Below are 26410 nucleotides of genomic sequence, written 5' to 3' on the forward strand. Positions count from 1 at the left end.
AAAATTTGTTTTATGCTGAATTTCAATAACTTTACAAAAAATCAACAACCAATCCAATGAAAAAACACCTATTACTAACCGCATTATTTTGCTTGACGAATTTAGTAGCGCAAAATAAGATAGCGGAAAAAGTATCGGAATTACAGAGCTTAAAAGCCAGCTTTAAACCAATTTCTGTTTTGTCTGCAACTCAAAATACTATTGACAGCGAAGTAAACAAAGTTGTTAATGGAGCAACTTTGGCAACAATAAATTTTGAAAAAATCAATGCAGTTGTCATTAACCATTATGAAACAATTGAATTAGAAATACCCTATCAAAACCAGAATATTTCTGTGCTTTTGTATAAAGTAAATCCATTTGTAGAAGGTTTTCATGTGGATACTGATAAAGCAAAAAACATCAACTATCAAAAAGGAGTTTACTATCGCGGAATAATAAAAGGAGAAATTAATTCGGTTTCAGCATTCAATTTTTTTAATGGCGAGTTTAACGGAATCATTTCCAGTTCAGCATTAGGAAACGTAGTTGTTGGTAAATTAGACAAAGTAAACAATCAAAAAGATTATATCGTTTATTCGGATGCCAAAATGAAAGTGTTAAACGACTTTAATTGTCATACAAAGGATGGAGATGATTCGGCTGAAATGAATGGTGACTTTAACAGAAACATCACTAGTGCCAGATGTGTTTCAATGTATTTTGAAGTAGATAATAATTTATTCGTTCAAAACGGAAGTGACTCCACTACCACAACTAATTGGATGACATCCGTTTTTAATAATGTGCAAACATTGTACACTAATGATGGAATTTCGGTAGGTTTAAAATCTATTTATATTTGGTCAATTCCAGATCCTTATGAAGGAATTGGAACAACTTCAAACGCATATTTGAATGCATTTAATCAAAACTCCCCTGTATTTGATGGAGATGTTGGTCAATTAATAGGTATAGATCCTCAGCCATCAGGAACAGGTGGTTTAGGCGGAGTTGCTGTTGCCATTAATGGTCTTTGTTCTCAGAATAATTATAGCTATTCAGACGTGAATTTTAGTTACGAAAGTGTACCTACTTTTTCATGGACAGTTCAGGTTATCACACATGAATTCGGACATCTTTTAGGCTCTAGACACACGCATGCCTGTGTTTGGAATGGTAACAATACATCTATAGATGGTTGCGGAACACAGGCCGGATTTACAGAAGGAAGTTGCGCTTTGGGACCAATTCCATCCGGATCAGTAAAAGGAACGATAATGAGTTATTGCCATTTAGTAGGTGGTGTTGGAATTAATTTTAACAATGGTTTTGGATCACAACCAGCACAAGTTATTTTAAATGCCGTCAACTCCAGAGCATGTTTAAGTGCAGACTGTGTAACCAGTTGTCCAAATACGGTTACCAATATAACCACTTCAAATGTTACTTCAGATTCGGTACAAATAGCATGGACTGAAATAGGTTCTGCAACTTCTTGGCAAGTTTCGGTTAGACCCGTTTCGTCAAATTCTGTTTGGAATACGGTTACAACCAATTCCTATACAGCAACCGGATTAAACCCAAATGTTTATTACAATATAAGAGTTAGACCTTTATGTGTTGATACACAGCCAGCTGTAAGGGAGAAAATAGTTGCCACTGCGGCAGTTAATTACTGTTCAATTACGCCATTTACAGATACAGGTGGCATAACCGGAGATTATACCGATATGCAGTCTTGGATAAGAACGATGACACCAAATAATCCAGGGTTAAAATTAAGAGCTACTTTCTCAAGTTTCGATCTTGAAGATAATTGGGATTTTCTATATATCTATAATGGTCCAGATGTACTTTCTACAGATTTAACATTTGGTGGTTTAACAGGAAATACAAATCCGGGAACTTTTGATTCAACAGCTTCCGACGGCTCATTAACTTTTGAGTTTATTTCTGATCAAAATACGGTTGCTGCCGGCTGGAATGCTACTATAACATGCACAGGAACTTTAGGAGAAGAAAGCAATAATTTCTTAGACTATAGTTATTATCCAAATCCAACTACCGGAAAAGTAACCATTAGTTCTAAAGATCCAATTGCTGGAGTTGCCGTTTATAATGTTCAAGGACAATTGTTGTTTAACCAAAAAATGAATGAGTTAAGTACTAATGTTGACATCTCTCAATTTGCAACTGGAACGTATTTCTTTAAATTAAAAATCAACGATAAAGAAGTAAATTTCAAGATTTTGAAAATGTAGTTTTAGGTTGAACCATATAATTCATCTAAGTTTCATATAAGTAAAAGGCGTTCAGATTAGTGAACGCCTTTTTTTGTAAACTTCTATTTTCTTTTATGGCTTGTGTGGTTCAAAACCTTTTATTGTTTCATCATTTCCATAAACTCCAAAGCCTTATTTATGGATTTTACATTTTCGAATGTTAAGAGTAATCGCAGACCGTTTTTGGTTTCCTTCTCTTTCATTTTACAGATGTTTCCGTTTTGTTGCACAAATTGTAGCATTCTGCGGAATTGTTTCGAATTATAATAGTCTGATTGTTGGTCGCCCACAAAATAGCCAATCAATTTGCCTTGCTTCATAATGATTTTTTCGATTCCCATTTGGGTTGCAATCCATTTGATTCGGATGCTGTTCAAGAGCGCTTTTGCTTCTTTTGGTAATGCTCCGAAACGGTCAATCAGTTTGGTTTCGTACGCCAACAATCCAGCTTCGTCTTTGATAGTTCCGAGTTCGTTATACAAATTTAAACGCTCGGTAATGTTGTTGATGTATTCATCAGGAAATAGTAATTCGAAGTCGGTGTCTATCTGCAATTCTTTTACATATTCTTTTGTGTCAACATCATTATCTGATTCATAAAGTTCTTTGAATTCGTTTTCTTTCAACTCTTCAATAGCTTCATTCATGATTTTCTGATAGGTTTCAAAACCAATTTCGTTGATAAAACCACTTTGTTCACCGCCCAATAAATCTCCTGCACCACGGATTTCTAAATCCTTCATTGCAATATTAAAACCGCTTCCCAATTCACTAAATTGTTCCAAAGCCTGAATACGTTTTCGAGCATCATCAGTCATCACCGAATACGGCGGACAAATAAAATAACAGAATGCTTTTTTATTGCTTCGACCAACACGACCTCGCATTTGATGTAAATCGGATAGACCAAAATTATTAGCATTATTGATGAAAATCGTATTCGCATTTGGCACATCCAAACCACTTTCAATAATCGTTGTGGCTACGAGTACATCAAATTCGCCATTCATAAAACCAAGCATCAGTTCTTCCAGTTTGTTTCCTTCCATTTGGCCGTGACCGATACCAACACGCGCATCGGGAACCAAACGTTGAATCATTCCGGCAATTTCCTTGATGTTTTCAATTCGGTTATTGATGAAGAAAATCTGCCCGTTTCTTTGAATTTCATACGAAACCGCATCGCGAATCAACTCTTCGCTAAAACCAACAACCTTTGATTCTATTGGATAACGGTTTGGCGGAGCTGTTGTGATTACGGATAAATCCCGAGCTGCCATTAAAGAAAATTGTAAGGTTCTCGGAATTGGAGTTGCGGTTAATGTCAACGTATCCACGTTTGCCGCAATGGTTTTTAGTTTGTCTTTTACGTTGACGCCAAACTTTTGTTCTTCGTCAACAATCAGCAAACCTAAATCTTTAAAGACTACATTTTTGCTCACCAATTGATGCGTTCCGATTAGTATATCTAATTTCCCGGAAGCTAAATCCTCTATGGTTTTTGCTTTTTCTTTGGCAGTTCTGAAACGGTTGAGGTAGCCAATATTGACCGGCATGTCTTTTAATCTTTCGGTAAAAGTTCTGTAATGTTGGTACGCCAAAATTGTTGTTGGCACCAAAATCGCGACCTGTTTGCTATTATCCACAGCTTTGAAAGCCGCACGAATAGCGACTTCTGTTTTTCCGAAACCAACATCACCACAAACCAATCGGTCCATAGGACGGTCTTTTTCCATGTCGGCTTTGACGTCTTGAGTTGCCGTAATTTGGTCCGGAGTATCTTCGTAAATGAAGGAACTTTCCAATTCCTTTTGTAGATAAGAATCGGGTGCGCAGGCAAAACCTTTTTCCAAACGACGCTTAGCATACAACTGAATCAAGTTAAACGCAATGTGTTTTACACGCGCTTTGGTTTTTTGTTTTAAGGTTTTCCAAGCATTCGAACCGAGCTTGTAAATCTTTGGTGGTGTTCCGTCTTTTCCGGTGTATTTTGAAATTTTGTGCAGCGAATGAATGCTCACATACACGATGTCATTATCGGCGTAAGCTAACTTTATTGCTTCTTGCGTTTTGCCTTCAACCTGAATTTTTTGCAAACCACCAAACTTCCCAATTCCATGATCGATGTGCGTTACGTAATCGCCAACAGACAATGAATTCAGTTCTTTTAGGGTAAGTGTTTGCTTTTTGGAATAGCCATTTTTGATGTTGAACTTATGGTAACGCTCAAAAATCTGATGATCGGTGTAACAGGCAATTTGGTTTTCTTCGTCGATGAAACCTTGATACAAAGAGGAAACAATGGTATGATATTGTTTGCGAATGTTCTCGCTGTTTTCCTCGTCTATTGATTCAAAAATATCATGAAAACGATTGGCTTGTCCTTCATTTGAACAAAATAAATAATTGGTATAGCCGTTAAAATGATTGTCGCTTAAATTGTTCAATAACAAATCAAATTGCTTGTTAAATGAAGGTTGAGGTTGTATGTGAAATTCGAAAGATTTAGTTGTTTTAAAAAACGGTTTGTTCGATAATTCGATAATAGAAAAGTCTAATGCTTTGCGTAAAAACCCTTCCTGATTTAGGAATAAATGTTTGGGTTCAGCATGTTTTACGTCTTTCGAAAGTTTGTCAAAAGTTTCAATCGCTTTGCTAAAAAGTTTGTCCAATTGCGAAGTCAGGAACTCAGTATTTTCGATACACAAAACGGTTTTATCGCTTATATAATCTAGGAAGCTTTCGCGTGTCATTCCGATATTTGAGGAATCTATGAATTTATTCTCCAGATTGGGGATAATGGTAATCTTAGTTTGCTTTTCTACCGAAAGCTGGGTTGCCACATCAAAGGTTCGGATGCTCTCCACTTCATTACCAAAAAACTCGATACGATACGGATTGTCATTCGAAAACGAGAACACATCCAGAATTCCACCACGAACCGAAAATTCGCCAGGTTCTGTAATGAAATCGACGCGCTTGAATTCGTATTCAAACAACACTTCATTGATAAAATCGATGGTAACCGTTTCACCAACAGCAATTTTCAAGGTGTTTTTTTCGAGCTCTTTTCGGGTAACTACTTTTTCGAAAAGCGCTTCGGGATAGGTAACAATTACAGCTGGTTTTTTGCGTGAATTGATTCGGTTTAATACTTCAGAACGCAATAAAACATTCGCGTTGTCGGTTTCTTCAATTTGGTAGGGACGACGATAGGAACTTGGATAAAACAGCACGTCATTGGCGCCAATCATCTGTTCTAAATCATTTAAATAATACGCAGCTTCTTCTTTTTCGTTAAAAATTAAAAGAAAAGGTTTATCACTTTGCTTAAAAATGGCCTGAAATACAAACGAGAATGAGGAGCCTAAAAGTCCTTTTAACTGAATTTTAGTTAAAGGATTTTGCTCCGCCAGTTCGCTAACGCTCGTGCCAAGCGTATTAGCTATCTGTTTAACCTTAGGAGAATGGAGATAGGTATTGTATAACGATGATTGACTCAAAGCTTATTTGTAAGGTTTTAATTTTGGATCATGACCCATTGGAATTGCTCTTGTGGTATCAAGCATTTTCAGCATATCACTTTCGCCATCTTCTGTTTTGATTTCGCTTTTACGATTAATTTCATCCAATTGCCATTGCATAGATGCGACTTCGGTATTAATTTCCTGAATTAATTGCACAATCTTTTGATCGGGAATTTGATTCAGGTGAATGTATAGATTTACAGCATTGACTTTGGTCGTAAGAACGGCAATTCTGCTTTTTACTTCAGGGATACTATATTTAATAGGTATGTTGTTGTTTAATTCATCCGCTTTTTTAGAGAGGGTTTTGGCTTTTTGTTGAAAGGCACCAATACTGCTTTTTGGTTTTTGGCCTAACTCGTTTAAAAACACACGCCATTCGGCCCAATTGGTTCTCAATTCACTTGAAGTTTGGTTTAAAGGTTGTGAATTAAAGTTCCAACCTTTATTGATATTGGAAAATATGACTTCTCTTTTCTGCGTTTCTTTTTCTTGCGCCAAGGCACGAACTTTTGGATCTTCCTGACAAGAAGTAAGGAATATCAATAACAATAGTAATGTCGAAAATGATAATTTCATGGGTAGGCGTTAAAGACACAAAGGTACAAAGGTAAAAGGAAAGTTCAGTATGAAGTAGTTAAAGGGATTATAATTTTATTAAAAAGAAAACTGCCTTTTAGCAAAAGCTATTTTTCTTAAAAAAGGTATCTTTGTGACACACTCGAGTTGCAGGTGAACTGTATGGAACGCATTGGAATAAAAACAACACTACTACATGAGCACTAAAATATTAATCATCGGAGCTTGCGGACAAATAGGAACCGAGCTTACCCAAAAGTTAAGAAGCATTTATGGAAATGATAATGTTATTGCTTCCGATATCAGAAAACTAAACAACGACATTGTCAATAATGGTATTTTTGAAGTTGTCAATGCTTTAGATTATAATCAAATTGAGCATTTAATTGAGCAATATCAAATTACGGATGTTTATTTAATGGCAGCTTTGCTTTCAGCTACAGCCGAAAAAAATCCAGCATTTGCCTGGGATTTGAATATGAATTCGTTGTTCCACGTTTTGAATCTGGCGAAAGCCAAAAAGATTAAAAAGATATTTTGGCCATCGAGTATTGCTGTTTTTGGACCAACAACACCCAGAGATAAAACGCCACAATATACCATTATGGAACCAACAACCGTTTACGGAATTAGTAAACAAACCGGTGAAAGATGGTGTGAATATTATAATCATATTTATGGTGTAGATGTACGCAGCATTCGGTATCCGGGATTGATTAGTTGGTCAACAGAACCTGGTGGCGGAACGACAGATTATGCAGTTGATATTTATCACAAAGCATTAAAAGATGGGAAGTATGAATGTTTCCTTTCCGAAAAAACAGCTTTACCAATGATGTATATGGATGATGCGATTAGAGCTACGATAGAAATAATGAAGGCTCCAGCAGAATCAATTAAAATTCGTTCTTCTTATAATTTATCAGGAATCAGTTTTACACCAGCTGAAATTGCTGACGAAATAAAGAAGCACATTTCAAATTTTACGATTTCCTATAAACCTGATTTCCGTCAGAAGATTGCAGACAGTTGGCCCGCTTCAATTGATGATAGCAGCGCGAGAAAAGATTGGAATTGGAAACATAAATTTGATTTAGCTTCGATGACAGAAGAAATGTTAGCTCATTTAAAATAAAAAAAACGCCACCCTAAAAAAATAAGGTGGCGTTTTCACTAAACAAAACAAAAACCATATTATTGAACAATAGGATCTCTTAATGATTCTAATACAGCAACGATATCAGTATACAATTGTGTGTTAGCTGCAACACCATTCTGTACAGCAGCGGTACCAACATAACTTTCAAATTTAGTGTAATTAGCATCAGTTGCTGTAGTTCCCATTCTTGAATTTAATGCCGGGTTGTGAGCTGTAACCATATCTAAACCTACGTACGTATTTACAGCGTTTGTTCCTCCCGTATTAAAAGAGAAAAAGTCAGTTAAATTGTCTACTAATTCAGCTAAATTAGTAGTGTTACCTGCTCCAACTTCACCTAAAAGTGGGGCAAAATGTGCGCTTAAATTTCCAGATGCGTTTGCTTGGATGTCAGCAACGATTAAACCTACAGTTGAGTTTACCACTTTTCTGTAAGCCAAACGTCCGGCTTCAATTGTTACTGCTGGATCAGAACTATCCGGATCATCTACCAACGTTGAACCTCCTAATCTTTCATAGATTGAGGCTGGTGGAGCCGGATCATCATCTTTACTACAAGATGTGAAGGTAAACGCTCCAATTGCTAATGCACATAGTGCAAATTTTGAATACTTAGTCATAGTTTTTATATTTAAGATTTATTGAAAATTCCTTGTACGAACTTGGTAAATTTATAGCTGACACCATCTTTCTTCATTACCGGGCAAACTTGTTTATTTGCAAGATTTTCAGGTAACACAAAACGTTCTGCTTCGTAATTTCCTTTAGTCATTAACTCATCATAGACCTTTTTGGAGTCGGAAATTTGATTATCGTGAAAATAGACAACAACATTTCTTTTTACGATGATTTCACTTTTTACGCCAGCAATAGTGTGTAATTTTTGTTTAATTTCAATTGTAGTTAAAGAGTCAAAAGGTTTGTCGAAATCTATCCGGCTCACTTGTATTGTTGCATTTTCAACTGGTCTTGCGGCAGCAATGTGATACACCAATATCACAAACATCAAAAGGAAAAATCCTAGTATGCTTAATAATGCGATTTTTATTTTCTTACTGTTCTTCATAATTTTTTTGTTTTGTGAAGTGATTTACGGGAAAAGAATAAGATTGGTTTTAAAAAAAAGAAATTTTTATAATAGTATTTGATATTTGTAAATTAGGGTTACATGATTATTGTAAGCAGTTACATTAAAATTATGTTATTTAAAAGCACTGTTTTTGACACGAAACAGTGCTTTTCTCTAAACAAAACTAACCAAACATCATCAAGTAATTTTAGCACAACTTTTATTTATACCGGAGCAAACAGGGCTAAGTAAATGATAAGAAATACTAATGTAACCATGGCTATAAAAGTTGTGGTTTCGAATAATTTATTAATTTTTTTGTTGATATCCATAATCATAGAATTTGAGGTTCTTAAACTCAATTACGAGAAAAGAAAGATTATGGTTTTCGGGAAGTAAAAAGGTTTACTTTTTCTTGTTTTTAAAATCGCTAATCAAAGCGTCTTCAATAGGGGTTTTAATTTTTATTACTTCGTCTGTTGCGTCATTTGGAATAGTCATAGACAAAATGTAGTGTTTTATTTTCCATTGATTGTTAACAATGACCAACACTCCTGAACCGCGACAGATTTTCATTCGCGTATCGAGTAATTCATCAAACCAAGCAATTTTTTTGTCTTCGCTAAAATAGACATGTCTTTCTAACGCGCTAAAACTCCATGCTTTTCCTTTGTCAAAATAAGGTTTCGAATATGCTTGAAATGCGGATTTGGTCCAGTTTTCTGTAGCGTCAGTTCCGATAAATACAGCATCATCCGTTAAGGCGTCAAAGTAATTATTGTAGTTAGCTTCAGCAGCAGCTTTGTGCCAAGCATCAAGTGTCATATCGATTTGCGTCTTGAGGTTATCTTGTGCATTAACAGTGTTAACCAAAAATGGGAATACTATAAAAAGAAGTAAATTTTTCATAAGAATTGCTTAGTTGGTTTAGCATATCATTGTATTTCGAAACTATGAAGTAAATATAGTGTTTAGGATTGTCATACTATGCTATTAGTTTTTGTATTTTTATAAACTGAATAAACAAAAGTGAATGAATAACACGAGGTTATACGGGCTTTTACTAATGCTTTTTATGGTGAGTATTTCTCTGACTAGTTGGCATTGCGCTAACAAAGAGAGTAAAAAAATTGCCGCGGTCAAAAAGAAGAAGGAATCCTTTTCCTTGTCTTTTGATAGTACTTTGGTGGAAACTTTTTATGCCAAATATCCCAAATTGATTTTGTATAAAAAGCAAGTGCTTTCCTTGTATCAAAAAAACAACTATGATTTTATTTGGTATGACAAAAAAGGCAGAAAAGAAACGGCAGATGTTATATATAATAAAATAAACAACCTATTTGAAGACGGAGTAATTACCAAAGTGCCTTATAAAGAAACACTTGATGCCTTGTTTCAAAAGACTTCTGCAAAACCCGATATTGATGTAGAGTTGTTCTTGTCCAATTATTATTTTTACTATACAAATAAAGTACTACAAGGAATTGACGACACAAAATCCAACGAATTAGAATGGTATTTACCAAGAGAAAAACAATCTTATGTAACGTATTTAGATTCTTTGTTGGTCGACCCAAAACTCATAGACAAAAAAGAGCAGCATATTGAGCAATATTACAAACTCAAAGCCGTATTAAAAAGATACCGAGACATTGAACAAAAAGGAGGTTGGGATTCTATTGCAGTTCCTAAAGATTTTGTGGCAATAAAGCCTGGCGACAGTTCTGATGTAGTGGCTAAAATTAGAACGCGATTATTTTTAACAGGAGACATCGATGTTGATTCCGGGAAGAGATTATATGGATTTGCGCTTCAACAAGCTGTTTTGAAATACAAGAAACGCAATGGTTTTACTTTAGACAAAACTATTTTGCCAAAGCATATAAATGAGATGAATGTGCCAATTAGCAGTCGTGTAAAAACTATTATCGTCAATATGGAACGTTGCCGATGGATTTCTACCGATGTGGCAAAAGCCAAAGAATTTATCGTAGTAAATATCCCATCTTATCGTTTGAGGTATTTCAAAGAAGGGCAAGTGGTTTTGAGTTCGAATGTTGTCGTTGGAAACATGATGAACAAGACGGTTATTTTTAGTGGAATGATGAGTTATATTGTATTTAGTCCTTATTGGAATGTGCCTACAAGTATTAAAGAAAAAGAAATTCTTCCCGGAATTAAGAAGAATAAAAACTATTTGGCAAAACATAATATGGAATGGAATGGGGCAAATATTAGACAAAGACCGGGAAAAAATAATTCCTTAGGTTTGGTTAAATTCTTGTTTCCAAACACGAATAATATTTATTTACACGACTCACCAGCCAAAGAATTGTTTAATCAAGAAAAAAGAGCTTTTAGTCATGGTTGTATCCGAGTGGAAAAACCAAAAGAATTGGCCGATTTAATCTTGGAAGATGATGCTAATTGGACACCGGAAAAAATAGATGCGGCGATGAATAAAGGAAAAGAATCCTGGTATACGCTAAAAAATAAAATCCCGGTTTACATAGGTTACTTTACCGCTTGGGTTGATGATGATGGCACCATCAATTTCTATAAAGATATTTATGAAAGAGATGAGCGATTAGCGGCTATGTTGGTTGAGGAATAACAGTTTTATTTTTTTTGAATTGCTTTCTGTAATTCTTTTAAATCGCTTGATTTAAAGTTGGAAGGCGAACCTGAATACTCCGAATAAATAATCTCTCCGGTTTTAGAATTGGTTACCGTGATAAACTTTTCGGTAATCGTTTTAATGAACAGCAAGTAACAAAACGGAGTTGGATTGTTCAGGATTTTATCATTAAGCTCCTCTAAAGAAAGTAGTTTGTAAGTGAGATTGTAGCCGTCAAAGATTTCTTTAGTTTCAAATTTTTTGCTTTCGTCATCTGCGTTTTTCGAAAACTTAGTCATAACATAATCGGGAATGAATAGCGTTTCGGAAGCTACTCTTTTGAATTCATCTTTGTTGTAAAAAGGGGCTTTGGTTTCACGGATTTCACCTTTATTGAGCAAGATTGTTAATTGTTGAATATAATTGCCGACGATGCCGACACTCCAGTTTTCAAGATGCCCACTGGCATCATAGTCCATTTTATAAAGACTGCTTGGATAGTTTTGCGCTGTGAAATCGCCAAAAAGTTCTATAGTGGCGAGTGAGATTTTATCAGCTTGGTTGAAGTGTTTTCTTTTTTTTTGGTCGTAAGTGTAATTTCCGTTGGTCGTCCAAAGTTCTAAATAAATATGGGTTTCCGTGTTCCCCATAGTACTATTGGAATTGGTCATACTCGCACTGATCGTAACAAAGCTATTATTAGGTGCAATGTTTTTTTCTACATCTGTATATTTTATACATTCTACTTTTGAAAACGTCCAGTTTTTTTTGATAGCCTCAACATAAGCGGCTGCTTTTGGCGACGCCGGATCTTTCATCGCAAAAAACGTAGTGCCGGTTTTTATTTTAGCTATTTCACTAACACTTGTAATTGCGATTTGACCGAAGCTAATTGTCGGAAGAATGATTATTATGAAATGTAAAAAAAAAGTTTTTAGTTTCATTTTTTTGGAAGTTAGTATTTGCTATTCCAAACTTACTAAAAAACCCAATCTCTTTTTGAACGAGATTGGGCTTTTAATTTATTTTTTAAAAAGATTACCAAATTTTCACTCGCTTTTCAGGAGCAAGATATAAGGAATCCGTTGGTTTTATGTTGAATGCTTCATAGAATTCAGGTACGTTTCTAACGACACCATTAATTCTGAACTTTGCAGGCGAATGTGGATCGCCTGCAATTTGACTACGAAGCGCTTCTTCTCGAGTTTTTTCTCCCCAAACTTGTCCCCAACCTAAGAAAACACGCTGCATACCAGTGAAACCATCCATAACTGGTGCTTCTTTACCATTCAAACTTGCTTTGTAGGCTTTAATAGCAATGCTTAATCCTCCAAGGTCACCAATGTTTTCTCCCAAAGTAAATGCTCCATTCACATTCAAATCAGGGAATGCTTTGAAGCCATTATATTGTGTTTCTAATGCAGCAGTTTTGGCCTTGAAAGCTTTTAAATCTGCATCAGTCCACCAGTTTTTCATAACACCATCACCGTCAAAAGCACTTCCTTGGTCATCAAAACCGTGACCAATTTCGTGACCAATTACAGCCCCAATTCCACCATAATTTACAGCATCGTCAGCATTTAAGTCAAAGAAAGGAGGTTGCAAAATAGCAGCAGGAAACACGATTTCGTTTAGAGTAGGATTATAGTATGCATTCACCGTTTGTGGAGTCAGAAGCCATTCGGTTCTGTCAACAGGTTTTCCTAATTTGCTGAGGTTTCTTTGGTATTCAAATTCGTTGGCTCTTACTGAATTTCCATACAAATCATTTTTAGCAATTTTCAACGAAGAGTAGTCTCTCCATGTATCTGGATAGCCAATTTTAATCAGGAATTTATCAACCTTTGCCAGCGCTTGTTTTTTGGTATCAGTGCTCATCCAGTCTAATTTTTTGATGCTTTCGGCGTAAGCTTTCAATAGGTTTTTAACCAAAGTTACCATGCGCTCTTTGGCTTCTGGAGAGAAATGTTTTTCAACATAAACTTTCCCTACCATTTCTCCCATTGCACCATTAACACCATTAACGCCACGTTTCCAATCTTCTTCTTGCTTCTCAACTCCGTATAATGTTTTACCATAAAAGGCAAAACTTTGATTGTCTAATGCAGTGTTCAGCCTATTAGCATTTCTTTTAATCAACCCCCATTTAAGATATGTTTTCCAAGTGTCAAGAGGTGTGTTTTTAATGATATTGTTTAGGCTTTTTGTATAGTCAACTTGTGAAATTATAATTGTTTTCTCTTTATCCATACCAGCTGTTTTAAGCATAGCTGCCCAATCAAAATCAGGCGTTAAAGTTTTTAAATCAGCCGTATTGTATTTGTTGTAAAGCTTAACTACATCACGAGTGTCTTCTTTTTTCATGTGACTTGAAGCAATAGTGGTTTCAAGCGCCATGATTTTAGCAGCATTTTCAGCCGGATTTTCAATGTTACATAATTGCAACATCATTTCAACATGGGCTACATATTTTTTGCGAATGTCTACCATCTTTGCATCAGTTGCTGTATAATATTCTCTCTCAGGAAGCCCAAGTCCTGATTGCCATGTTGTTAAGGCATACTCATTAGGGTTTTTAGAATCTTGGCTAACAGATATATTAAAAGGATTAGTCACGCCTGTTCTATTCGATGTCCCAAAATAGCTAGCCAAATCAGTATAATTCGCAATCGCATCTATAGTTTTTAATTCAGATTGGATAGGTGTTATTCCTTTTGCATTTCTGTCTTTTCTATTCATAAAAGAAGCATAGTAATCCCCTATTTTTTGCTCGTCACTACCATCAGCATTATTACCTTTGGCTGCATTCTCAATTATAGCTTTTACATCTTTTTGAGATTGGTCGTATAGTAAATCAAATGCGCCATACGATGCTTTATCTGCGGGAATTTTGGTGTTTTTATTCCAAGTTCCATTTACATAATCAGCAAAATTATCGCCTGGTTTTACTTTGGTATCCATATTTTTTTTGGTGATACCCGAAGTGAGTTCTTCTTTTTTGGCACAGGAAGCTAACAGAACAACTGCCACAAGAAGTGTGATTTTTAAGTTTTTCATTGATTGGTTTAGTTAATTAATCCGCTAAAGATAATGAATTATAAATAGTGAATATAAGTTGAAGAAATGTTAGACATCACAGATGCATTAATTGTTACACTGAAAAGCAATAAATTACCAATAATGGGTTTTAGTCATTAAGATATTTATATCTTTGTCTGTTCGTGTTGATTTGAAATCAATAATCCATACGGATTTTTAATTAAAATTAGTAAATGAAACATAATGATTTTTTAAATTCCCCACGAATAGATCAAGTTGGGATTGAGGATAGAATTGCCCGAATTACTTCCCGAAGTATAAAGAAAGAATCAAAAATGCAAGGCTTACTTATGGCTTTGAATATGATTGATTTAACTACTTTAGAAGGTGCTGATACCGATGAAAAAGTAAAACAACTTTGCTTCAAAGCACATCATTTACATGACGAATTACCGGGATTACCTACTACTGCGGCAGTTTGTGTGTATCCAAATTTTGTCAAACTTGCCGTTAACGAACTCAAAGGAACCGGCGTAAAAGTGGCTTCGGTTGCAACAGCTTTTCCAAGTGGACAATCAAGCGCTGAAATCAAATTATTAGACACAAAAATGGCGGTTGATGGCGGTGCTGACGAAGTTGACATGGTAATTAGCCGAGGCAAATTCCATAGTGGTGAATACAATTTTGTTTTCGATGAAATCGCAATGATTAAAGAAGCTTGCGGCAAAAATGTACGACTAAAAGTTATCTTAGAAACAGGCGAAATCGGAACCCTTGACAAAGTACGTCAGGCAAGTGATATCGCCATGTATGCCGGAGCAGATTTTATAAAAACCTCTACAGGGAAAATAAAACCAGCGGCAACACTACCGGTAACTTTAGTAATGTTAGAAGCCATCCGTGATTATTATTACAAAACCGGAATTATGATTGGAATGAAACCTGCGGGTGGAATTTCAAACTCAAAATTAGCCCTCCACTATTTATTAATGGTAAAAGAAACCCTTGGCGGAAAATGGTTAACCAATGAGTATTTCCGTTTCGGAGCCAGTAGTTTAGCCAATGATGTTTTGCTACAAATCGTAAAACAAAAATCAGGCATTTACCAATCAAACGATTATTTTTCTAAAGTTTAATCCGAATGAAAAAAACACATAAAATAGATTTTAGTTCCGACTGGAATTTAGTTCCCGCTCCGGAAAGCACGACACATTTCAAATTAAAGGATACTTACGATTTGTTTATCAACGGCAAATTTGTAGCGCCAAAATCAGGAAAATATTTTGACACGATTAATCCTGCCAACGAAAAAGTTTTAGCTAAAGTTGCCGAAGCAAATGAAGCCGATATTGATTCAGCTGTTAAAGCAGCCCGAAAAGCATACGATACCGTTTGGTCAAAATTATCCGGAAAAGAACGCGGAAAATACATTTACCGAATTGCCAGAATCATACAGGAACGCGCAAGAGAATTTGCAGTTGTGGAAACTCTAAACGGCGGAAAAGCAATTCGTGAATCGCGTGATGTTGACGTTCCTTTGGCAGCAGCACATTTCTTTTATTACGCCGGTTGGGCTGATAAATTGGAGTATGCTTTTCCAAACAGAAAACCAAAAGCACTGGGCGTTGCAGGACAAATTATCCCATGGAACTTCCCATTATTGATGGCTGCGTGGAAAATTGCACCTGCTTTAGCTGCAGGAAATACGGTTGTTATTAAATCTTCTGAAACGACTCCGTTAACCTTATATTTATTGGCAGAAGTGATTCAAGAAGCTGGTTTGCCTGCCGGAGTTGTGAATATCGTTTCGGGTGCAGGACTTACAGGTTCACACATTGTAAATCATCCCGATGTGAATAAAATTGCTTTCACAGGTTCGACTGCTGTTGGTAAAATAATTATGAAAGCCATTGCAGGAACTCCTAAAAAATCTACGATGGAATTGGGCGGAAAAGCAGCCAATATCATTTTTGAAGATGCTGCGTTAGACCAAGCTGTGGAAGGAATCGTAAACGGAATTTTCTTTAATCAAGGACATGTTTGTTGTGCAGGTTCTCGTTTGTATGTGCAGGAATCAGTGTTTGATGTTGTCGTTCAAAAACTGAAAGACAGAATGAATTCATTACACGTTGGTGATCCATTGGATAAAAATACAGACATCGGTGCTATCAATTCCAAAAAACAATTGGAAACCATCAATAAATATATCGAAATCGGAAAACAAGAAGGTGCCGAAATGTATCAACCAACTTGCGATTTACCATCAAAAGGATTTTGGTGCCGACCAACAATATTTACCAAAGTAAGCCAGTCGAATAGAATATCACAAGAAGAAATATTCGGGCCGGTTTTAGCGATTCAAACGTTTAGAACGGTGGATGAAGTTATCGAAAAAGCAAACAACACACCTTACGGATTATCCGCTGGAGTGTGGACAGATAAAGGTTCAAAAATCTTCAACATGACATCACAGTTGCGTGCCGGAGTGGTTTGGGCTAATACTTTTAACAAGTTTGATCCAGCCTCGCCATTTGGAGGGTATAAAGAAAGCGGCTTCGGTAGAGAAGGCGGTTTACACGGATTAGAACCTTATTTAAAATTTGAATAAAAACTAACATCATGGCAAGAATAGAAGTTTTGAAAACCTATAAAATATATATCGGCGGAAGTTTTCCAAGAACCGAATCGGGACGTTATTATCCACTTATCGTGAACAAAAAAACGGTAGCTAACATGTGTTTGTCTTCTGTAAAAGATTTTAGAAATGCTGTAGTGGCAGCTCGAAATGCACAAGGTGGATGGGCACACAAAACGGCCTACAATCGCAATCAGATTTTGTATCGAATTGCAGAAGTTCTGGAAGGCAGAAAAGCGCAGTTTATTGAAGAACTCGAATTGCAGGGAATCAGCAAAGCAAAAGCGCAGACAGAAGTCGATTTAAGTATTGACCGTTTGATTTATTATGCAGGCTGGTGCGATAAATACACGCAACTTTTCAGCAGTGTAAACCCGGTTTCGGGAAGTTTCTTTAACTTTTCTGTGCCAGAACCAACCGGAGTTGTAGCAGTTTTTGCACCACAACAAAGTAGCTTGCTTGGTTTAGTAACTCAAATTGCAAGCATCATCACAGGTGGAAATACTTGCATAGTATTAGCTTCTGAACAATTGGCATTGTGCGCTGTTACTTTTGCCGAAGTGCTAGCAACTTCAGATGTTCCAGGCGGTGTAGTTAATATCCTTACGGGAAATCAAACGGAATTATTAACGCAGTTTGCCGCTCACAAAGATGTTAATGCAATTTTGTATTGCGGTGCAGCTTCAGAAATCATCGCCAAAATTCAGGATTTAGCCATCGAAAATTTAAAGCGTGTGGTGCTTCGTGAAGACGGTGATTATTTCGATGACAAACACGAGTCGCCTTATTCGATTTTTGACTTCCAGGAAACCAAAACTACTTGGCATCCAATTGAAGTTATTGCTGGTGCTGGAGCAGGTTATTAGAATAAAATTTAAGATTCTGCCACTATTCTAGAAATTTTAGTAAATAATTTATTTACTTTTTACTTATAGTTAAACCATTAAGGTATTAAGAAAATTAAGAAATATAAATCTTAATGAAACTTAATACCTTAATGTTTTTTGTACTTTTTTGTGTTCAATTATCTTTTAAAATAAAGACTTTTCATCTATTTAACAAGCAAATTATGAATTTATGGGTAGGCAAATTATTAAAAATGGAAACAAACTGCCTTTTTTAACAAAATAAATGAAATATTATTTTTTTTATACCAATTAATTAATCAAATTAGCTGTCCTAAAATTTTCAATTTAACTAATAACAATACGAATTTCAATGAAATATTCAGCAATTCAGAATTACATCGGAGGCAAGTTTGTCGATGCGTCTACCTCAAAAACGATGGATGTAATTTCGCCTTTAGATGGGAATCATTTATCAACCGTTCCGATGTCAAGTTCAAAAGATTTAGACGATGCTGTCAAAGCTGCTCAAGCCGCCTTTCCAGCTTGGAGCAAAACACCAATCAAGGAAAGAGTTCAGGTATTTTTTAGATATAAAACACTACTGGAAAAAAACCTAAAAAAACTTGCCGAATTATGTAGCGAGGAAAACGGAAAAACCTACGGAGAATCTGTCGCCGAAATAGAAAAATGTATCGAACTTACAGAATTTGCCACATCATTACCTCAACTAATCACAGGAGAATTATTAGAAGTTAGCAGAGGCGTTGAGTGCAGAACAGAACATGTACCATTGGGCGTTGTGGCTTCAATCGTACCTTTTAACTTTCCGTCTATGGTTCCAAACTGGACGATTCCAAATGCAATTGCGTTAGGGAATTGCATGATTATAAAACCTTCCGAAAAAGTGCCGTTGAGCTGCGGAAGATTAGCCGAATTGTTAAAAGAAGCAGGTTTACCTGACGGCGTTTTCAATGTAGTTCATGGCGATGTAGATATCGTAAATGCAATCTGCGATCATCCAAAAATTGAAGCAGTTTCATTTGTTGGTTCAACCAAAGTGGCGAAGATTGTTTATCAACGTGCTACATCCAATTATAAAAGATGTTTGTCTCTTGGCGGTGCCAAAAATCACTTGATGGTTTTACCTGATGCTATTCCTGATATGACAGCTCAAAACGTTGCGGCTTCTATGTCGGGCTGCGCAGGTCAACGTTGCATGGCAGCTTCTGCTATGGTTGGAGTTGGTGATGTAGATCACATCGTAGCCAAAATTTGTGACGAAGCCAGAAAGATAATTCCTGGAGTTAATCTTGGTCCGGTTATCAATAAAGAATCGCAAGAACGTATTGAAAGATATATTTCCCAAGCTGAAAAAGACGGCGCTAAAGTATTAGTAGACGGACGAAATTTTAAAGTAGCAGGGAAAGAAAAAGGGACTTATGTTGGCCCAACCGTAATCGACTTTGTCACGCCGGAAATGAGTGTTGCGACAGAAGAAATCTTCGGACCTGTAATTTCAATCATCAGAACCAAAACCGTTGACGAAGCCTTGGTAATTGAAAATAAGAATCCTTACGGAAATGCCGCCAGCGTATTCACGCAAAATGGCGGAATGGCACGTTACATTATTGACAAAGCCAGTGCCGGAATGATTGGTGTAAATGTTGGAGTTCCTGTGCCAAGAGAGCCATTTAGTTTCGGAGGATGGAACGAAAGTAAATTCGGAGTTGGTGACATCACCGGAAAAAGCTCAATAGAGTTTTGGACAAAATTGAAAAAAAGTACTATTAAGTGGAATGCGGAAGCCGGAGTTAACTGGATGAGCTAAAAAAAGAGAATAGAACATAGAAAAAAGAGAAAAGACAATGATTACGAAAGAACAAGAAATGACGAAAGAAGAAATCATCAGCGATAGCAAAAAATACAGTTTGTTTTCATGGTCGGCACAAGCTCCTGTGAACCCAATTGCTATTGAAAGAGCCGAAGGTGTTTATTTATACGATTACGATGGCAACAGAATAATCGATTTCTCTTCTGGCTTAATGTCGGTAAATATTGGTCACGGCGACCAACGTGTTACCGATGCAGTGGTGGAACAAATGCAAAAAGTTAGCTTCGTGACACCATCATGTACGACAGAAGTCAGAGCTAAATTATCCAAAAAATTAGCCGAAATATGTCCTGGCGATTTGAACAAAGCATTCTACACTTTATGCGGAACTTCATCTATTGACAACGCTATTAAACTAGCAAGATTATACACAGGAAGACACAAAATCATCGGAAGATACAGAGCTTTTCACGGAGGTTCAATCGGCGGAATGACCGTTGGTGGCGACCCAAGAAAACTGGCTAACGATTCCCAACAAATGCCTAATGCGGTGCATTTAGATGATCCGTATTATTTCTTCGGAATGAAAGATTTAGACAATGCTACTAAGCTGAGTTTAAGTTTGGAATATGTAGAAAGAGTAATTCATTTGGAAGGTAAAGCCAATATTGCAGCTTTCATTTTTGAAGGCGAAAGCGGTTCGTCGGGTTGTCTTCATTATCCAAAAGGATATTTAAAAGGTGTAAAAGCACTTTGTGAAAAATATGGAATCTTGTTCGTTGCCGATGAGGTGATGAGCGGTTTTGGTCGAACGGGACAATGGTTCGGTTTTCAAAATCATGACATCGTTCCCGATATGGTTTGTATGGCAAAAGGATTGACTTCATCCTATTTACCATTAGGCTGTCTAATGGTTTCTGACAAAATTGCCGAAAAATTTGAAAACACTCCAATGATGATTGGCCTGACGTATAATGGTCATCCGGTAGCTTTAGCTGCTGCTTTGGCAGTAATCAACATCTACGAAAGTGATAAATTGATCGAAAACACGCGTCAAATGAGTGCTTATCTCGAATCAAGAATCGAAGAAATGAGAAGCCAGCATCCAAGCATGGGAGCATTCAGAAATACGGGACTTTTAGGTTGTTTGGATGTCTTAAAAAACAAAACGACTGGTGAATTAATCGCACCTTATAATGCTGCTGGCGATGATTTAAAAGTTACGAATCAAATTGCGGCTAAAGTTCGCGAATTGGGATTATACACGTTCGTTCGTTGGGGTTATATTTTTATAGCGCCACCATTGTGCGTCACGGAAGCGCAAATAGATGAAGGATTAGCCATTATCAGCGAAGCTTTAAAAATTTCGGATGAAGCTTTAATTTAAAAAAAATAAACCATTAAGAAATTAAGCTTTGTTAAGTCAAACTATGCTTAAAATTCTTAATGCCTTAATGGTTTAAAAATTCAAACTGTTTTACAAATATCCAAAACCAATGAATACAAATTCATCCTTGTATAGCGAAGACTTGGCTCCAATTTCGACTGAAAAGCGAACTTGGACGACGTGGAATTATGCAGCACTTTGGATAAGCATGAGTTTGTGTATTCCAACGTACATGCTTTCAAGTTCATTGATAGAAGGCGGAATGAATTGGTGGCAGGCAATCCTAACAATATTCTTGGGAAACACAGTAGTTTTAATTCCGATGATTTTAAACGGCCATGCCGGAGCCAAATATGGAATTCCATTTCCGGTTTTTGCAAGAGCGAGTTTCGGAACGGCTGGAGCCAATATTCCTGCAATGTTGAGAGCAATTGTAGCTTGCGGTTGGTTCGGAATTCAAACCTGGATTGGTGGATTTGCAATCTTTCAAATGGCGCGTTTATGGATTCCGTCACTAGAAACCTTGCCACAAGTTTTTCCAGATTCTTGGGGATTGCAAACCGGACCTGCAATATGTTTTATTTTGTTTTGGTTACTAAATATGTATGTGGTTTATCTTGGCGTAGACAGCATCCGAAAATTATTGGTTTTTAAAGCGATTTTTTTACCAGTTGCAGCTTTAGCCCTTTTGTTTTGGGCGTTAAGTGCGGCTCATGGTTTGGGACCAATATTAGACACACCATCAAAATTTACAAACACGACCGATTTCTTTCATTTCTTTTTCCCAGCGTTAACCGGAATGGTTGGGTTTTGGGCGACACTTTCGTTAAATATTCCCGATTTTACAAGATATGCCACTTCTCAAAAAGCGCAAATAAAAGGACAGATTTATGGTTTGCCAACTTCGATGACCTTGTTTGCTTTTGTTGGAGTTGTAGTGACTTCAGCAACCACAATTGTCTTTGGAACCATGATTTGGGATCCTGTAGTTTTAGCCGGAAAATTTGATAGTAAACTATTAGTTAGCGTTGCCATGATTGCAGTAGCTATTTCTACATTGGCGACAAACATTGCTGCGAATATTGTAAGTCCAGCTAATGATTTTGCTAATTTATCGCCATCAAAAATCGACTTTAGAAAAGGCGGTTACATCACAGGAATAATCGGAATTTTAATCTTTCCATGGAAATTGATTGCTGATCCAACTGGCTATATTTTCACTTGGCTGGTTGGCTATTCAAGTTTGCTCGGACCAGTCGGCGGAATCATGATTGTCGATTATTATTTTATCCGAAAACAAACTTTAGTCGTTGATGATTTATACAATACTAAAGGAATTTATGCTTTTTCAAAAGGATTCAATTTCAGCGCGATTATCGCTTTATTGATTGGAATTGCACCAAATGTCCCCGGATTTTTTACCACTATAAAAGTATTTCCAGCAGACCTGTTTCCTGGCTGGTTAATCGGATTATATAGTTATGCGTGGTTTGTCGGTTTCGCGTTAAGCGGATTTGTATATTGGTTATTAATGAAAAAACAGAGTAACTGAGTAGCTAAGTAGCTGAGTAAAAAACTCAGGAACATAGACACTCAGACACTTAGAAACTAAAAATAAAATGAGTATTTTAATTAAAAACGGAAGAATAATAACAGCAACGGATGATTATGTAGCTGATATTTTTATTGAAGGCGAAACCATTTCGGCTATTGGTAAAAACTTAAATGTGACTGCCGATGAAGTCATCGATGCCTCTGGAAAATTAGTGATGCCCGGCGGAATTGACCCACACGTGCATTTAGATATGCCGTTTATGGGAACCTATTCAAGCGATAATTATGAAACAGGAACGCGTGCCGCACTTTATGGCGGAACAACAACGGTGATTGATTTCATCCTGCAAACGCAAGGCAAAAGTCTACAATCCGCATTAAAAGATTGGAAAGGAAGAAGTGATAATAATGCCGTTGGTGATTATAGTTTTCACATGGCAGTAACCGATTTTAATGACGAAACCAAAAAAGAAATTCAGCATTTCATAGAAGTTGAAGGAATTACATCTTTCAAAACGTTTATGGCTTACAAAGGCGCTCTAATGATTGACGATCGTCAAATGATTGGTCTTATGGAAGAAGTCAAAAAACACGGCGGTTTAATAAACGTCCACGCTACCAATGGCGATATGATTGATTACCTGATTGCCAAACACAGAGAAGAAGGCAAATTATCTCCACTATATCATTATTTATCACAACCCGAAGTTACTGAAGCCGAAGCCAGCGAGCGTTTTGTAGATATGATAAATTATACTGGCTGTCCTGGTTATATTGTTCACTTAACATGTGAAGGCGCTTTGAATGCGGTGCGTAATGCAACGAGAAGAAATCAAAATCTTTTCGTTGAAACCTGTATCCAGTATTTGGTTTTGGATGCTAGTTTATATGAACAAAATTTTGAAGGTGCCAAATGGGTGATGTCGCCGCCACTTCGCGAAAAGAAAGATCAGGAAACACTTTGGGCAGGATTGAATCAAGGTATGGTAAATGTGGTTGCTACGGATCATTGTCCGTTTATGTGGGAACAAAAACTGATGGGCAAGGATGATTTCTCCAAAATCCCAAATGGTCATCCTGCAATCGAAAACCGTATGGAATTGCTTTTCAGCGAAGGCGTAAACAAAGGCAGAATCACATTAAATAAATACGTAGAAGTAGCTTCAACTAATGCTGCAAAAATCTTCGGAATGTTCCCGAAAAAAGGAACGATTGCAATAGGAAGCGATGCCGATATTGTATTATTTGACGCAAATGAAAAGCATACGCTTTCCGCAAAAACCCATCACATGAACGTAGATTACAGCGGTTATGAAGGTTGGGAAGTAAAAGGAAAAGTAAAAACCGTTTTGCTTCGAGGAAAAGTGGTAATTGACAATAACGAATGTAAAGTACAAAAAGGCTACGGCCAATTTGTGAAACGAAATAAAGTGGCAGGGAAAATATAATGAGTTTATAGTTTTTGGTTTGTTGTTTATAGTTATAACCACAAACCACAAACCACAAACCACAAACCATAAAGTATGGCAAGAATAGTAAAATCAGGCCTAATTCAATTGAGTTTAGCCAAAACAGAAGGCGAAGGAACCATTCCCGAAATCATGGAAGCGATGGTGCAAAAGCACATTCCATATATTGAAGAAGCAGGAAAACAAGGTGTTCAGATTTTGTGTTTTCAGGAAATTTTCAATACGCCCTATTTCTGCCCGGGACAAGACAGCGCTTGGTATGCTTCGGCAGAAAGTGTTCCAGGTCCAACAACGGAAAGAATGCAGGTTTACGCCAAAAAATACGATATGGTAATTGTTGTTCCTGTCTACGAAAAAGACCAGGCGGGTGTTTTATACAATACTGCTGCAGTCATCGATGCTGACGGAACGTATTTAGGTAAATACCGAAAAAATCACATTCCACAAACAGGTGGTTTTTGGGAGAAATTCTTCTTTAAACCTGGGAATTTAGGTTATCCTGTTTTCCAAACCAAATATGCTAAAGTCGGAGTTTACATTTGTTACGACAGACATTTCCCTGACGGTGCAAGATGTTTAGGATTAAACGGTGCCGAAATTGTTTACAATCCATCCGCAACAACCGTTGGACAATCTCAAAATTTATGGAAACTCGAACAACCGGCACATGCTGTAGCGAATGGTTATTTTATGGGTTGCATCAATCGTGTCGGAATTGAAAAACCATGGAACTTAGGACGCTTTTACGGAACGTCTTATTTCGTGAATCCGTTAGGCGAAATTTTTGCGACAGCGTCCGAAGATAAAGACGAACTATTAGTAGCTGAATTCGATTTGGATTTAATCGAACAAATCAGAAGCAAATGGCAATTTTATAGAGACAGAAGACCGGAAACTTATGGCGAAATCACAGCACCTTAAAAAAATGAACCGCAGATTCACAGATTTTTAATTTTCATTAATTAAATTTTTTTAAAAAAATCTGCGAATCTGCGGTAAAACTTTAATCACAATAAAAAACCAACCAAAATATGAGCATTAAAAATAACCGATTAACCACAGCTGAATATCAGGAAAACTTTGCCGATATTCATCCACCATTTGAAACGTCAGATGCGGCTCTGGTAGAAGCAAATCGTTGCCTTTTTTGTTACGATCCGCCTTGTATGAAGTCGTGTCCAACATCGATCAACGTTCCAAAATTCATCAAACAAATTGCTACTGAGAATCTAAAAGGTTCCGCACATACTATTTTTGCTTCCAATATTATGGGAGCAGGATGCAGTAAAGTGTGTCCTGTAGAAAAACTTTGTGAAGGCGCTTGTGTATATAATATGATGCACGAAGAACCAATAAATATTGCTCGCTTACAACGCTATTCTACCGAAAAAGCCATGGCAAACAAATGGCAATTATTTGACAGAAAACCATCCAAAGACAAGAAAGTCGCCATCGTTGGTGCCGGTCCTGCTGGTTTGAGCTGTGCACATACCTTGAGCCGCGAAGGAATAGATGTAACCATTTATGAAAAAGAAGCCAAAGGCGGCGGATTAATGACCTACGGAATTGCAGCTTACAAAGTAACACCTGAATTCTGTGAAGATGAGGTAAATTATATTACATCTATCGGCGGAATCGAAATCAAATACAACCAGGAATTTGGAAAAGATATTACGTTAGAACAACTTCAAAAAAATTACGATGCTGTTTATATGGCGTTCGGAGTGGGATTGGCGCGTCAGTTAGACATTCCGGGAGAACATTTAGAAGGTGTTGAAGATGCGATTAAATTCATTTACGAATTACGGGATAACGATTATTCCAAAATTGCTGTCGGCGATAAAGTAGCCGTAATCGGAATGGGAATGACCGCTATCGATGCCGCAACTCAGGCTAAAAGATTAGGAGCAAGCGATGTGACTTTGGTTTACCGAAGAACACAAGCCGAAATGCCGTGTACCCAAAAAGAATTAGATATAGCCAAATTAGACGGTTGTAAAATTACTTGGTTGGCTTCTCCAAAAGAAATCCTTGGCAACAATGGGAAAGTATCTCAATTGGTTTGCGATGTAATGAAATTAGGAGAACCTGACGGCAGCGGAAGAAGAAGTCCAATTGTATCTGGTGAAACGTTTACATTAGATGTTGATATGGTAATTAAAGCGGCAGGGCAAATGCCTTTCGAATCTTTAGTCAATGATAATAACATCGAAAACAATAACGGAAAAGTTGCAGTAAGCGGAAAATCAGCTTCGAAACTAGCTGGAGTTTTTGCCGGTGGCGATTGTGTCAACGGCGGAAAAGAAGTTGTAGACGCAGTTCAGGCAGGAAAAGACGGCGCAGCTGCTATTGTAAAACACCTCTTTGGACCTGAATACATTTTAGAATCCGAATTAAAACCAACCTTCAACAATTAAAAACTTAATGAACCT

The 26410-nt window shown here is 36.8% G+C and carries 19 protein-coding genes; 12 read left to right on the forward strand and 7 right to left on the reverse strand.

All coding sequences use genetic code 11. The features are described from left to right. Window positions 1-56: 56 nt before the first annotated feature. The gene (locus RMN97_RS10085) at window positions 57-2243 is read left to right on the forward strand and encodes a M12 family metallo-peptidase (RefSeq protein WP_309614394.1); all 2187 of its coding nucleotides are present in this window, start codon (window positions 57-59) and stop codon (window positions 2241-2243) included. A 119-nt stretch (window positions 2244-2362) separates the two neighbouring features. Here the strand turns inward: RMN97_RS10085 and mfd are convergent, their stop codons facing one another. Both mfd and RMN97_RS10095 read right to left on the reverse strand, forming a co-directional pair. Beyond that, window positions 2363-5767, reverse strand: a complete 3405-nt coding sequence (mfd, locus tag RMN97_RS10090; RefSeq protein ID WP_409024888.1) for a transcription-repair coupling factor — start codon at window positions 5765-5767, stop codon at window positions 2363-2365. Between the two features lie 3 nt (window positions 5768-5770). Beyond that, window positions 5771-6370: a hypothetical protein gene (locus RMN97_RS10095; protein WP_309614395.1), complete on the reverse strand. Its 600-nt coding sequence runs from the start codon at window positions 6368-6370 to the stop codon at window positions 5771-5773. A gap of 196 nt (window positions 6371-6566) precedes the next feature. On the opposite strand from RMN97_RS10095, the gene RMN97_RS10100 reads away from it, so the two are divergent. Next, window positions 6567-7505 carry an L-threonine 3-dehydrogenase gene (locus RMN97_RS10100; RefSeq protein ID WP_309614396.1) on the forward strand — a complete coding sequence of 313 codons (939 nt, stop codon included), beginning with the start codon at window positions 6567-6569 and terminating at the stop codon, window positions 7503-7505. 59 nt (window positions 7506-7564) lie between these two features. Here RMN97_RS10100 and RMN97_RS10105 read toward each other — a convergent pair whose 3' ends face one another. The 3 genes from RMN97_RS10105 to RMN97_RS10115 all read right to left on the reverse strand — a co-directional run bounded on the left by RMN97_RS10105 (window position 7565) and on the right by RMN97_RS10115 (window position 9507). Then, on the reverse strand, window positions 7565-8149 hold the full coding sequence (locus RMN97_RS10105) for a hypothetical protein (protein ID WP_309614397.1): 585 nt from the start codon (window positions 8147-8149) through the stop codon (window positions 7565-7567). Between the two features lie 11 nt (window positions 8150-8160). Further along, window positions 8161-8595 carry a hypothetical protein gene (locus tag RMN97_RS10110; protein ID WP_309614398.1) on the reverse strand — a complete coding sequence of 145 codons (435 nt, stop codon included), beginning with the start codon at window positions 8593-8595 and terminating at the stop codon, window positions 8161-8163. Window positions 8596-9003: 408 nt separating this feature from the next. Then, window positions 9004-9507: a nuclear transport factor 2 family protein gene (locus tag RMN97_RS10115; RefSeq protein WP_309614399.1), complete on the reverse strand. Its 504-nt coding sequence runs from the start codon at window positions 9505-9507 to the stop codon at window positions 9004-9006. Between the two features lie 124 nt (window positions 9508-9631). Here RMN97_RS10115 and RMN97_RS10120 point away from each other — a divergent pair, with 124 nt between their 5' ends. After that, window positions 9632-11212 (forward strand): L,D-transpeptidase family protein, encoded by a 1581-nt coding sequence (locus RMN97_RS10120; protein WP_309614400.1) that lies wholly within the window; start codon window positions 9632-9634, stop codon window positions 11210-11212. Window positions 11213-11217: 5 nt separating this feature from the next. Here the strand turns inward: RMN97_RS10120 and RMN97_RS10125 are convergent, their stop codons facing one another. After that, complete coding sequence (locus RMN97_RS10125) at window positions 11218-12159, reverse strand: hypothetical protein (protein ID WP_309614401.1); 942 nt, start codon at window positions 12157-12159, stop codon at window positions 11218-11220. Window positions 12160-12253: 94 nt separating this feature from the next. Continuing rightward, the gene (locus RMN97_RS10130) at window positions 12254-14272 is read right to left on the reverse strand and encodes a M13-type metalloendopeptidase (protein WP_309614402.1); all 2019 of its coding nucleotides are present in this window, start codon (window positions 14270-14272) and stop codon (window positions 12254-12256) included. A gap of 215 nt (window positions 14273-14487) precedes the next feature. Here RMN97_RS10130 and deoC point away from each other — a divergent pair, with 215 nt between their 5' ends. The 9 genes from deoC (at window position 14488) to RMN97_RS10175 (ending at window position 26395) form a co-directional block, all read left to right on the forward strand. Further along, window positions 14488-15390: a deoxyribose-phosphate aldolase gene (deoC, locus tag RMN97_RS10135; RefSeq protein ID WP_309614403.1), complete on the forward strand. Its 903-nt coding sequence runs from the start codon at window positions 14488-14490 to the stop codon at window positions 15388-15390. Window positions 15391-15395: 5 nt separating this feature from the next. After that, window positions 15396-16862: an aldehyde dehydrogenase family protein gene (locus RMN97_RS10140; protein WP_309614404.1), complete on the forward strand. Its 1467-nt coding sequence runs from the start codon at window positions 15396-15398 to the stop codon at window positions 16860-16862. 11 nt (window positions 16863-16873) lie between these two features. Further along, entirely contained in the window at window positions 16874-17755 is an 882-nt protein-coding gene (locus RMN97_RS10145) for an aldehyde dehydrogenase family protein (protein ID WP_309614405.1), read from the forward strand. Between the two features lie 352 nt (window positions 17756-18107). After that, window positions 18108-19565: a CoA-acylating methylmalonate-semialdehyde dehydrogenase gene (locus RMN97_RS10150; RefSeq protein WP_309614406.1), complete on the forward strand. Its 1458-nt coding sequence runs from the start codon at window positions 18108-18110 to the stop codon at window positions 19563-19565. Window positions 19566-19602: 37 nt separating this feature from the next. Beyond that, window positions 19603-20955, forward strand: coding sequence for an aminotransferase class III-fold pyridoxal phosphate-dependent enzyme (locus tag RMN97_RS10155; RefSeq protein ID WP_309614407.1), 1353 nt, complete (start codon window positions 19603-19605; stop codon window positions 20953-20955). Between the two features lie 109 nt (window positions 20956-21064). Further along, entirely contained in the window at window positions 21065-22507 is a 1443-nt protein-coding gene (locus RMN97_RS10160) for an NCS1 family nucleobase:cation symporter-1 (RefSeq protein WP_309614408.1), read from the forward strand. A 67-nt stretch (window positions 22508-22574) separates the two neighbouring features. Then, entirely contained in the window at window positions 22575-23957 is a 1383-nt protein-coding gene (hydA, locus tag RMN97_RS10165; RefSeq protein WP_309614409.1) for a dihydropyrimidinase, read from the forward strand. A 75-nt stretch (window positions 23958-24032) separates the two neighbouring features. After that, window positions 24033-24899 carry a nitrilase-related carbon-nitrogen hydrolase gene (locus RMN97_RS10170; RefSeq protein ID WP_309614410.1) on the forward strand — a complete coding sequence of 289 codons (867 nt, stop codon included), beginning with the start codon at window positions 24033-24035 and terminating at the stop codon, window positions 24897-24899. 110 nt (window positions 24900-25009) lie between these two features. After that, window positions 25010-26395, forward strand: coding sequence for an NAD(P)-dependent oxidoreductase (locus RMN97_RS10175; RefSeq protein ID WP_309614411.1), 1386 nt, complete (start codon window positions 25010-25012; stop codon window positions 26393-26395). The last annotated feature ends 15 nt before the right edge of the window (window positions 26396-26410 follow it).

The organism is Flavobacterium sp., from assembly GCF_031381455.1.
Classification (GTDB): Bacteria; Bacteroidota; Bacteroidia; order Flavobacteriales; family Flavobacteriaceae; genus Flavobacterium.